The organism is Micromonospora sp. NPDC003944, from assembly GCF_053605225.1.
On sequence record NZ_JBSGIV010000020.1, the window covers coordinates 75,913 to 88,188 of the forward strand.

Sequence of the window (12,276 nt, forward strand, 5' to 3'; positions counted from 1 at the left end):
GCTCAAGGAATGCTCAAATTCGATCGACGTGGACCACTGGCGCTGCGAACGCACATACGCTCACCGGACCGGTCCGCCGGCAATCACCCGTCGTAAGCAGAAGGAGGGGGAATGCGGCGTACACAGCGACGCATCGCGCTTCTCGCGCTGTCCACCCTGGTGGGTAGCATCCTCGTGGCGACCGGCCCGGCGGGCGCGGACCCGCCGCAGCCGTCCACCGCCGTCCTCAAGAGTCCTGATCCGGTACGCCTCGTTCAGATCAGACTGACCGGCGCCGACATGCTGGATCGGGTCACGGCCGCCGGCTTCGACCTCGAACATGGCCTGCGGCGCGTGCCGAACGGCATCGAGGGCGAGGCGGTGGTGACCGCCGAGCAGGTCACCGACCTCAGAGCGATGGGCGTCGACGTGCTCGGCGACCACGCCGGCTTCGCCTGGAGCGACGAGGCCGACGGCGGTCTGGGTGTCGGCGCAGCCGGCGCGCGGGCGGCCCAGCCGGCGAACCACGAGGCGACGGTACGCGTCGTCCGGGCCGACTGGTTCACCACCAAGGGTCAGGGCTTCCTCTATGTCGAGGCACGGACGACCGAGGGGCAGCAGGAGGACCCGATCGTCGGGATGCAGGTGGAGAACGACTCTGGGAGGGGCACGCCGTTCGGCTTCGCCCGGACGATGAGCCGGTTCGTCGACTCCGGGCAGTACATGTTCCACCGGAACCTGTTCAAGCTCGACGTACGCCCCAACAAGATCAAGCTGACGAGTTCCACAGGTGGCGTCGCGACCGGCGTCGTCTCCAACTGGTTGGAGGACGCCCCGCCGCCGCTGACGGCGAACCCGTCCTACAAGTCGGACTTCGTGGACGGCTACCGGCACCCGCAGCAGCTCTACAGTCGTGCCAAGGAGATCGCCCGGCAGTACCCGGACATTGCCGAGATCGTCTACCTGCCGAACCAGACGAACGGATACCAGCGCAAGGCGCAGGCCCAGATCGGTGGCACGGGGCAGGCCGCTGTCGTGGTCACCTCCGCGGCGTGGGGTCACCAGGGCGGCAACGAGATCACCGTGGACTTCGTGGACCGGCCCGACCCCGATCTTCCGCTGACGGTGGAGGTCAACGGTGCGGCGGTCCGCGTCCTGCTCGCCACGGACGCCTCCGGTGCGCCGGCGAGCACCGCCGCAGAGGTGGCGCAGGCACTGAAGACCGGGTCTGCTGGCCTCATCGAGCGGGCGCACCCGTACCGCACCAACGAGGGCACCGGGATCGTCGCGCCGACGGCTGGGCCTGTCGCGCTCACCGACTTCCTCGACCAGAAGCGGGCCGGAGCGCCGGCGGGGGAGGTGCCGCGCGGACCGGTCACGATCCCGGTCCTGCGGATCGGCAAGCACCGTGACGGGAAGAAGCCCGGTGTCCTCATTCAGGCCCAGGACCACGCCCGGGAGTGGGTGCCGGCGACGACGAGCCTGGAGTCCGCCGAGCGTCTGGTGCACAACTACCGGTCCGACCGGGAGACGAAGAAGATCGTCGAGAACACCGATGTCTTCTTCATCCTGTCGAACAACCCCGACGGGGCGAACTACAGCTTCTACAACTTCGCCTCCCAGCGCCGGAACCTGACCAACCACTGCCCGGACGCGAACGCCGACCCGGGCCGGCGCAACTCCTGGGGTGTCGACTTGAACCGGAACTACCGGGTCGGGTCGGGGCACGACGGCTACGCGGGCGCGTCGACGAGTTGTGTCAGCGACACCTACCAGGGGCCGGAGGAACTGTCCGAGCCCGAGGCGAAGAACATCATCTGGCTGGTCGAGAAGTACCGGAACATCAAGTTCATGATGTCGGTGCACTCCAACGGCGGTCAGCTGTTCTGGCAGCCCGGCGCGTACATCGCGGACGGCCGGATCACCACGCCGCGCCCGCCGCTTGGTGACGAGGCGTTCTACTGGCAGTCCGCCGCCCGGATCCTGTCGCAGGTCAAGGCGCACCGGGAAACCGTCGTCACGCCGGAGAACGTCGGCGGCTCGTCCGACGTCCTCTACTCCTCGGCGGGCAACGTACGCGAGGACCTCTACCACACCTACGGGATCTACGCGTTCGGCTGGGAGGTCGGCGGCTCCGTCTACAACCCGGCCACCGGCGACTGGCAGGGCGGTTCGTTCCAGCCGGAGTGGGCGGGGAACCCCGAGCTCGTCAGTGGCCACGCCGAGACAATGGAGTACGCCAACGGGATCATGGAGATGTTCCGGGTCGCGGCGGACTGGGGCCGGGACAAGAAGAACCCGACGTCCCGGCTGGTGCCGGGCGCGGGGCGCTACACCGGGCCGGTCGACGTGCGCTTCGAGACCGACGAGCCGGCGACCATCTACTACACGACCGACGGCAGCCGACCCACGCTCGACTCACCCCGCTACGCGGCGACCGAGTTCCGTGAGCCGGGGCAGGTGTTCCACGTGACCGAGACGACCACGTTCCGCTGGTTCTCGGTCGACAGCGCCGGCAACATCGAGAAGAACTACGACCCGACGACGAACGACAGGCGCAACAACTACCGCACCGCGACGATCAGAATCGTCAAGAGGTAGTGCCACTGCGGTGATCGTTGCCCCGTCGGTGCGGTCCATCCGCGCCGACGGGGCAAGTTCGCTCGCGCCACACGCGACCCCGAACGTGCCGGTACCCCTCGCTCGCCGTAGTCGCGTATCCCCGTTTGGCGCCAATGAGTTGCCGGACCTCCCTCCGTCGAACCCTGACCGATCTGCAGTCTCCCAGGAGGATGTTGGCTGGGCGTTGGACGACTGATGGCTGGCACGTGTGGGCGCCCTTCCGGTTTTGCCGAAGGGGTGCAACGATCCCTGCCGTTGATTGATGATCAGGCGGGTGCGTCGTCCTGGAAAGGGATCATGCGGTTCGAAGTCCTGGGGCCACTGCGGGCCGTCGACGCGTCCGGATCAGTGGTGCCGGTCGGCAGACGCCAACACGAGGTGGTGCTTGCCTGTCTCCTCGTGGCCGGCGGACACACCGTCACCGACGGCACGTTGCGGGAGGCCCTGTGGGGTCGCGACGCGAGCGAGAGCAAGCAGGTGGCGCTGCGCGTCGTCGTCCACCATCTGCGCCGCACGGTGGGCACCGGCTCGATCGTCCGCACGACCGGTGGCTATCGAATGAGGCTGGACGGGCACCAGCTCGACGCCGGCGACTTCGTCACGCTTGTCGACGCGGCCAGCCGGGACGAGGCGGGAGGTCGGCTCGCCGAGGCGCGCGAGGGCTACCGGGCCGCGCTGCGGCTGTGGCGGGCACCGGACGCCTACCAGGGCACGGCCGACACCGATCAGGTGCGAGGCGCCGCCGACCACCTGGGCGAGCGACGGCTCAGCGCGTACGAGCGCTGCGTCGACATCGAGCTCAGCCTTGGGCTGCACCGCGAGCTGTGCGCCGAACTGTCCGCGGTGGCCTCGGCGAACACGCTGCGCGAGCGCCTTCAGGCGCAACTGATGCTGGCGCTCGTCCGCAGCGACCGCCGCGCCGAGGCGCTGAGCGTCTACGAGCGGACGAGGCGGATCCTCGCCGACGAACTCGGCGCGGACCCGGGGGTCCGTCTACAGCAGCTGTACACCGCGATCCTGCGTGGTCCCGCGCCGGCGGCGACGTCGTCCGCCGCTCCGGTCACCGTCCGGCCGGCCCAGCTGCCCGCCCCGCCCAGCAACTTCGTGGGTCGCCAGGACGAGCTGGCGGCGCTCGACGTCGTGCACGGCGACAGCGGTCAGCGGCTCGCGGGTTCGGTGATCGTCACGGGTGCCGGCGGCATGGGCAAGACGGCCCTGGTCACGCAGTGGGCCCACCGACACCGGCGGAGCTTCCCCGACGGGCAGCTCTACCTCGACCTCGACAACGACGTTCCGGTGTCGGTGCCGTTGGCCCGCGCCCTCGTGGATCTCGGCATCGCGCCTGACGAGGTGCCACGGGAGGCAGACGCTCTCGCGGCACGACTGCGGTCGTTGCTGTCCGGTCGGGCGGTGCTGATGGTCCTGGACAACGTGGGCAGCGCCCAACAGGCCCGGCCGTTCATCCCCGGCGACGGTCCAAGCCTGCTGGTGATCATCAGCCGCAACCGACTTGACGGGCTCGTCGCCCGCGAGGGCACCCACCTGCTGGTGCTCTCGCCGCTGCCGGTCGAGCCGGCCACCCGGCTGCTACGGGCGACCGCCGGGCTCACCGGCCCCGCGACCGACGACATCCGCAGCCTGGTGGAGCTGTGTCACGGGATGCCGCTGGCCATCCGGATCGTGGGAGCCCACCTGCGGCTGGGGACCAGCCCGGACGTCCTCGTCGGCGCCCTGCACGACGAGCGCACCCGACTCGCCCGGCTGACCACCACGGACGGCGACGTCAACGTTACCGCCGTCATCGCGGTGTCGTACCGGCGCCTGGCAGCACCGGAACGTCGACTGTTGCGGCGTCTCGGGCTGCTGGACGTGCACACCGTGCCACCCGGCGCGGCCGCCGCACTCGGTGGCATCACCTCTGCGTCCGTCCTCGCCGGCCTGATCCGGCAGCTCGCCGCGGCCAACCTCGTCACCGTCGACGCCGACGACCGGATCAGCCTTCACCAGTTGACCCATCTCTTCGCACGGGAGCAGGGGCAGCGCGACGACACCCCCGCCGATCGCGCCAACGCGGAACGGCAGGTACTCCGCTGGTACGCGCGGGCGACAGACGCGGCACAGCAACACATCCGCCCGACAGTGGGCGGGGCGGGCGGTGACGCGGCGACCGAATCGCGTCCGCTCTTCCTGCCGGACCTGGCCGACACCGCCGCTGCTGTCGCCTGGGCGGACGCGGAGGCGGACACCATCATCGCGATGATCGCCACATTCGGTGCGACGCATCCCGATCTCGTGTGGTTGCTCGCCGCGAACATGCGGGGTTGGCTGCAACGCCGGGCTCCCCGCGGCACCTGGATCACTGTTACCGAGCACGGTATCCGGGCTGCCACCCGGGCCGGCAGCAGCATCGGTGAGGCGACGCTGTACGCGAGCCTGGGCGTGGCGCACAGCCTGCTGCTGCAGCGAGTCGAAGCTACCGCCGCCTACCACCGCGCCAGCACGCTCTTCGGGCGGAACGGCGACGATGCCGGCAGAGCCGACGTGGAGGCGAGCCTGGGTGCGATGCTCGCCGACAGCGGAGCCCTCGATGAAGCGCTGCCACCGTTGTTGCGGGCACGGCAGCTCGCGGCCAGCCTGGACGACCCCGACCTCCTGTTCAAGGCCGAACTCAACCTCGGCTATCTGCACCGCCGCGCCGACCGTCGACAGGAGGCGCTCGACGCCTACATGTCGGCGTTGGCGGCCGCCGAGCGTTCCGACGACCGGGCCTGGTTGTCGGCGAGCGTCCACGTCAACCTGGGTCGACTGCGGTTCCTCCTCGGCGACGTCGACCTGGCCGATCACCACTACGGCGACGCCGTCCGTCTCGCCCGCAGCAGCGGCGACCGGATGCTGGAGGCGTGGGCGCTGCACGGCTGCTCCGACGTCGCCGCGGCCCGTCGCGACATCCCGGCCGCCGTCGCGGCTCTGCACGAAGCGGTCACCATCCTCGAACGTCTGGGCGACCGGCGCCTCGACGAGATGCGGGCCCGGCTGTCGGAGCTGCTGTCCGACAACATCTCTGGACAGAACACCTAGGGGCAGCCGGCGCGGCCGGGGGACGCCAGCCGCACCGGCTGCCCTGGGGGTGGTCCGCCGTCGCCGGAGGGGGCGGTTCGACGGCGGACCCGATGGGGGATCAGCTGCCGTGCACCTCCAGCTCCCACAGCGAGTATCCGTACGCGGGCAGCGCCCGCTGGGTGCCGTTCACCCGCAGGTAGCGGCCGGTGGCCGAGACGGCGACGTCGTCCACACCGCCGTCGCCCGTGGTGGTGGTGTACGCGGGTGACCAGGTGACGTTGTCCGGGGAGACCTGGATCTGGTACGCCCGCGCGTACGCCGCCTCCCAGGTCAGCCGGACCCGGTCGAGGGTGCGGGACGCGCCGAGGTCCACGGTGATCCATTGCGGGTCGGCGTACGCGCTGCCCCAGCGGGTGGTCGCGCTGCCGTCCACGGCGTTGGCCGCCGCGTGCGTGCTGCCCGGCTCCACGCTCGACGCGGTGACCGGCCGGCCCCGGGAGAGCAGGGTGCCGCCGGCGGCGGTGCCGTGGACGTTGACGTCCCACAGCGAGTAACCCCACTGGGTGGCGCGCTGGGTGCCGTACACCCGCAGGTAACGGCCGGTGCCGGTGACCGTGAGGTCGTCAACGCCGCCGTCTCCGGTGGTCGTGGTGTGCACCGTCGACCAGGTGACGTTGTCCGGTGAGAGCTGGACCTGGTAGGCCCGCGCGTGGGCCGTCTCCCAGGACAGCCGCACCCGGTTGATCGCGTAGGTGGCCCCCAGGTCGACGGTGATCCACTGCGGGTCGGCGTACGCGCTGCCCCAGCGGGTGGTCGCGCTGCCGTCCACGGCGTTGGCCGCCACGTGCGTGCTGCCCGGCTCCACGCTGGACGCGGTGACCGGCTTGCCCCGGGCCAGGTCGGTGGCGGGCGGCTCGCTCGGGCCGTCGGTCCTGATCCGCACGTTGCGGTAGTTGATGTCCATCCCGGCGCCGTCGTTCTGCAACCCGATGTAGCCGTCGGCGATGGCCCGGCTGCTGACGTAGTCGTTGATCTTCACTCCGTTGAGCCAGATCTCGACCCGCTGGCCGTGCACGCCGATCTCGTAGGTGTTCCAGGAGCCGGGTGGGTTGAGCGCCGCCGCGCGGGCGGTCTGGTTGGGTGCCTGGAAGCTGTAGACGCTGCCGGTGGTGCGTGTCGGGTCGCCGTCGGTGGCGTCGATCTGGATCTCGTGACCGGCGGCGACCGGGCCCCACGGGTCGCCCTGCGGGTCGGGGAACCCGATGAAGACCCCACCGTTGTCGTCGCCAGGCATCATCCAGTCGACCTTGAGCGAGTAGTTGCCGAAGGTGCGCACCGGGTACCAGAGCAAGCCCATGCCACCGTTCGACGTCAGGGTGCCGTCGGCAAGGGTGAAGCCGCCCGGTCCCGCCTGCCGCCACTGCCCGAGGCTGGCCTGGGTGCCGTCGAACAGTGGGGTGTAGCCGGTCTCCGGCCGGCAGTCGGCCGCCACCGCCCCGGCCGCCACCCGGATGCCGCCGAGCAGCATCCGGGTGAAGTTCGGGTCGCTGTAGCTCTGCTCGGTGTGGCCGAGGCCGGTGTACCAGGACCGCCCGCCGCCGTAGCTGTGGCACCAGGTGATGGGATGGTCACCACCCATCGACCCACCGGTGTACGACGACTCGTCGAGGCTGGCCAGCACCTTCACCGCGGAGCGGGGGTTGGCCCGGTAGTTGTACCACTCGTCGGTGCGGGTCCAGGTCGACGGCAGGTGCGCGGTCGAGGCGTTGGCCCGGTCCTCGACCCGTACGGTCGCCTGCTGGGTGGCCGGGTGCGAGGCGAAGTACCCGCCGACAAGCCCGCCGTACCACTGCCAGTCGTACTCGGTGTCGGCGGCGGCGTGCACCCCGACGAAGCCGCCGCCGGCGGCCATGTACGCCTCGAACGCGCCCTGCTGGCCGGCGTCGAGGACGTCGCCGGTGGTGCTGAGGAAGACCACCGCCTGGTACTGGGCGAGGTTGGCGGTGGTGAAGGTGGCCGCGTCCTCGGTGGCGGTGACGGTGAAGCCGTTCGCGGCGCCGAGCTGCTGGATGGCGGCGATGCCGTTCGGGATCGAGGAGTGCCGGAAGCCGGCGGTCTTGGAGAAGACCAGGACCTTGCCCAGCGGTGCGGCCTCGGCCGGGGTGGCGGCCACCGTCGCCGCACCGGCGGCGAGGGTGAGCCCGGTGACGACGGCGGCGGCGAGGGATCTGATGGTGCGTCTGTGCATGGAGGGCTCCTTGTGGGAGGGGGCGTGCACGGCAGCCTCGGAGTCGGCGGGGCAGCACGGGCCCGCCGACTCCGGCGTCAGAGGGTGATCAGGTCGAACTTCTCCCAGGGGCCGATCGCCTCACGGTTCGCGATCAGCGCCTCGGCCCCGCCGTTCTCGGCGACCACGTACCTGTTGTTCACCGTCGCGCGCAGGCTTACCGAGCCGTCGCTGTTGCGGACCAGGGCGAAGCTCTCCCACGACCCGGCGGACGCCCGGTTGGCGATCAGCGGGTCGGCGCCGGCGTTCTCGGCGCAGACGATCTGGTTGTTGACCCGGGCCCGCAGGGCGATGGTGCCGCCGCCGAGGTCGATCTGGTCGAACTGCTCCGTGCTGCCGACGCTTGTCGCGGACGCGAGCAGGTTGCCCGCGCCGGCACCTGTGGCGCTGACGTAGCGGCCGTTCGCCTGGGCCCGCAGCGCGACCGCCCCGGTCGTCGGTGTGCTGCCGGTGAGGATCCGCAGCGCGTCGACCATTCCCACGGACGTGGTCCGGTTGACGATGCGGATGGTGTGGGAGCCGTTGGTCAGCCCGGTCCTGCGGAACACCACCTGCTGGGCCTGCCGGGCGCCGGCGACGTTCAGGTTGACGGTGCTCTGGAACACGTTGTCCAGGTAGACGTCGACGGTGCCCATGTCGCTGAACCGCTCGGACAGGTACTCCACCCCGGTGCCGGTGAAGGTGTAGCTGGCCGCCGAGCCGACGGTGGTGCTGTGGTGGGTGTCGTCGTTGTAGTCGCCGTACCCCCGGGCGGTGGTGTGGTGCCAGTTGGCGTCGTAGGTCAGCATCGTGTCGTTGACCAGACCACCACCGCCGGCGCCGCCGAGTCCCAGGGTCGAGGCGGTGCCGGACAGGCTCTTCTCGGCCTGGTTGGCGGTGCCGGTGAGCGTGGTGGTCGCGTACGCCGACAGCGGCTTGGCGGTGCGCTCCACCACGTACACCGTGTTCGCCGCGGTGGCGAAGCTGATCTCGGCGGCCGAGGTGGTGGTCAGCACGGCGTTGTCCGAGGTACGACGGACCCGGACCTCCTGGCCGCCCCACGGGTTCACCACCCGGGCCGTCTTGCCGTACTGGCTGCGCAGCCCCACGTACTTGGTCTCGCCGGCCTCGCGCTCCGAGCTGACCAGGAACCCGTCCTTGGCGAGCAGGGTGAACTTCCCGACGAAGCTGGCGTCGGTAGGCGCGGCCGGGAAGACCCGGATCTTGTCGTTGTACGACTGGAGCAACGACTCGTTCATCGCCGTCAGGTGCACGCCGAGGTACTCGAAGACGCCGTTGGTGTTGTTGGTCATCCCGTTGGGATAGTTCTGGTACTTCTGCAGCATCGTCCGCATGCCCTGGAAGGCCTGGTTGCCGAGGCCGAGGCGGGCCGCGTGCACGTGGTCGTTGGACCAGACGTTGCCGTACGGGTGGGGCCGCACGTTCCAGGTGGTGATCGCGGTCTGCTGGTCGGGGTAGCCGATGCCGGTCTGGTCGTAGGGCCAGGCGAGCTCCAACGCCACGTTCTCGTTGTTGCGGGTCTGCGCGATCGGTGGGTCGTGCGGCAGGTACGCGCCGTTCTGCACCTGGTACGGGGCGAGGTTGTTGACGATCGTCTGCCAGTTGGCCCGAAGGCCGGCGTCGAGGCCGAGCTGCTGGCTCACCTGGATCGTGAGCGGGAAGAGCAGCCGCACGGCGGCCAGGTCGGTGATGGCGTTGCGCACGTCCCAGTACGTCTCGTGGGCGTTCGAGCTGGCCATGTACCACCGGCCGGTGGCGCTGTCGTAGTCGAGCATGTCCTCGTAGAACTTCACCGCCTCCCGCATGTAGGGGTAGGCGGTGTTGCGCAGGTACGTCTCGTCGTTGCTGTACCGGTACTGCAGGTACATGTTGTAGGCGGCCTCGGTGCCGGTCGAGTAGGTGTCGTTGACGTAGTCGCTGTTGATCGTGCCGCGGGCGTTGCCGTCCCAGCCCATCGTCTCGGGCACCCAGAGCCCGTCGCTGCCGTACCGGGTGGTGGTGTACGACTTCAGCGCGGAGAGGTTGCGGCTGTAGAGCCGGTTGAACCCGGCCATCAGGTCGACGTGGTTGCTGGCCAGGAACGAGTTGTAGACGTCGCGTTGGTTCCAGTACCAGTATCCGTTGCTCCACTTCGAGGTGTCCTGGGTCGCCCGGAAGACCCCGTTGATGAAGTGCAGCGGGTAGGTGCCGTAGCCACCCGCGGCGATCATGTAGGTCGCCAGGTAGTAGACGTTCTCCAGGTAGTCGGCGTCGCCGCCCGCGTTGGAGTACTGGACGAACGACTTCGCCCAGAAGTCGTGCCACCAGGAGCGGTAGTTGTTCAACGTGGTGGCGTAGCCGGTGCTCTTGACAGTCGCCAACTGGTTCTTCGCCTGGGTCACCGAGTTCAGCCCTGGCGAGTTGACCCGGCTGGCCGCGGTGAACCACACGGTGTAGCTCGACGTGGGGGTGATGGTCAGCCGGACCCGGGTGCCGTTGACTACCTGAGAGGTGTACGAAGCCCCCTCGACGGTGGCCGCGAGGGTGTACCCGAAGTTGTTCGCGTCGCTCTGCCCACGGCTCAACCCGACGCCGCTGGCGTCGGCGAAGGTCGACACGGTACGCCAGGTGTTGAGATCGGGGACGTCAGCGATGTTCTGGACGGTGTTCATGTCCCACAGGCTCAGGTCGAGCCCGACGCTGCTCACCCCCGGGCGGGTGTCCTCGACGTGGATGCCCATCACCTCGGAGTTGGGCGCGCCGAGCACGGTGACGGTGCGATTGTTGTCGTACTTCGTGGTCAGCGTTCCGTCGTACAGCGAGAGGCGTTGCTGGAAGCTGGTGTAGCCGGTGTCGAGCTGCGGGTTGCTGTACAGGTTGACCAGCCCGGCGGCGTAGGTCGACTGCTGCGCCAGGTCGACACCGGAGACCTGGGCGGTCAGACCGTTGTCGTTCCACACCATGGCGCCGGTGCGGCCGTTGCCGACGGTGAGCCCGTGCAGGGGGTTGGTGTTCGGGCGGTTGTAGACGATGTCGTGCTTCGCCAGGTAGGCGGCCCGGTTGACGTTCAACGTCCCGGTGCTGGTCCCGAACGCGGCGTCCGTGGGTGCCGCGGTCGCCGGCGCAGCCGGCCCGACGGCGACGACGCCACCGGCGAGCAGGGTTGCGAGCGCGATTCGTAGCGGCGGCGTCCTCTTCATCGACACGATCTCCTCTGGATCGTCGCGCGGATGCAGGTCTCGCACCCCGGGAAGTGCCCCGGTGTGCCCACGTCCGCCGAAACGAGGGCGATGTCGAGACGACGCAGGGCGGTGCCACCGTGCCGCCTCGACGGCGATCCGATGAACATCGATCCACATCGTTGATGTGCAGTTAACCGTGGGCGTCTGTGAGGGTCAATCCCTCGGATTCGCCCGCACCGCCTCAGGAGCGGTGCGCGGTCACGGTGCCGGGCAGGAGCCGCATCGCGTGGCGATCCCGGGCGGGCGAGTTCGCCACCCGTGTTCGGGCGGGCCGGCAGGGCGTTCGGCCGACTAGACTGCCCGCCCTGGCAGGTTGCGGCGATACCAGCGGGGGCGACAGTGAGCACCGACGATCGGATCGTTCAAGCCCGAGAGACCTATGCGCGGGCGGTGTTCGGCGGCGACACCAGCGGCCTCACCGACGCCGAGCAGGGCCTGCGCGCCGTCGAGGCCGATGCGGCGTTGGCGCGGGGGATGATCCTGCACGCCCGCTTTCAGAGCGCACCCACCGACGGCGGCTCGTCACCTACCGAGGATCCCGCCGAACTGCCGCTGTTCGAGCGCGCGCTCGAGCTGTACCGGGCGCTCGGGGACACGCGCGGCGAGGCCGAGGCGTTGTTCTGGATCGGTTGTCTGCACCAGTTCATCAGGCGCGACGACGAGACCGCCGTGCCGTACCTGGAGCGGTCCTGCCGACTTGCGGCGCAGGCCGGCGACAAGCCTGTCTGGTCCGAGGCGCTACGACACCTGGGTATCGCGGCGCACGGGGCGGGCCGGCTGGCAGAGGCGCGCGAGCGGCTGGAGGAGTCGACCCGGCTGCGCCGGGAGGTCGGGGCGCTGCCGGGCGTCGCCTCCAACATGATCGGGCTGGCCTACATCGCCGCCGCCCAGGACCGCCGCGCGGACGCGCTCGCCACCCTCGACGAGGCGCACGCCATCGCACGCACGCACGGCGCTCATGCCGTCGCCCGGCACATCGAGCAGGCGAGAACGCAGATCTGAGCCTGCGACCGTGGACGGGTGGCCGGGGCTGGCTCTGTCGCTCCTGCGCGATCTTGCAGCTGCTGTCCCGGCATAGGGGGCAACTCGCCCGCGTCGACGACGGAA

Annotated in this window: 5 protein-coding genes; 3 read left to right on the forward strand and 2 right to left on the reverse strand. The window is 69.9% G+C overall.

Going from position 1 to position 12,276, the window contains the following annotated elements:
- The first annotated feature begins 111 nt into the window (after nt 1–111).
- Nucleotides 112–2,580 (forward strand): M14 family metallopeptidase, encoded by a 2,469-nt coding sequence (locus ACWER9_RS12945; RefSeq protein WP_452302007.1) that lies wholly within the window; start codon nt 112–114, stop codon nt 2,578–2,580.
- A gap of 318 nt (nt 2,581–2,898) precedes the next feature.
- Complete coding sequence (locus ACWER9_RS12950) at nt 2,899–5,679, forward strand: BTAD domain-containing putative transcriptional regulator (protein ID WP_452302008.1); 2,781 nt, start codon at nt 2,899–2,901, stop codon at nt 5,677–5,679.
- 100 nt (nt 5,680–5,779) lie between these two features.
- On the opposite strand, the gene ACWER9_RS12955 is transcribed toward ACWER9_RS12950, so the two are convergent.
- Both ACWER9_RS12955 and ACWER9_RS12960 read right to left on the reverse strand, forming a co-directional pair.
- Nucleotides 5,780–7,909 (reverse strand): ThuA domain-containing protein, encoded by a 2,130-nt coding sequence (locus ACWER9_RS12955; protein WP_452302009.1) that lies wholly within the window; start codon nt 7,907–7,909, stop codon nt 5,780–5,782.
- A 77-nt stretch (nt 7,910–7,986) separates the two neighbouring features.
- The gene (locus tag ACWER9_RS12960; RefSeq protein WP_452302010.1) at nt 7,987–11,127 is read right to left on the reverse strand and encodes a glycosyl hydrolase family 95 catalytic domain-containing protein; all 3,141 of its coding nucleotides are present in this window, start codon (nt 11,125–11,127) and stop codon (nt 7,987–7,989) included.
- A 381-nt stretch (nt 11,128–11,508) separates the two neighbouring features.
- On the opposite strand from ACWER9_RS12960, the gene ACWER9_RS12965 reads away from it, so the two are divergent.
- Nucleotides 11,509–12,171 (forward strand): tetratricopeptide repeat protein, encoded by a 663-nt coding sequence (locus tag ACWER9_RS12965; protein ID WP_452302011.1) that lies wholly within the window; start codon nt 11,509–11,511, stop codon nt 12,169–12,171.
- The last annotated feature ends 105 nt before the right edge of the window (nt 12,172–12,276 follow it).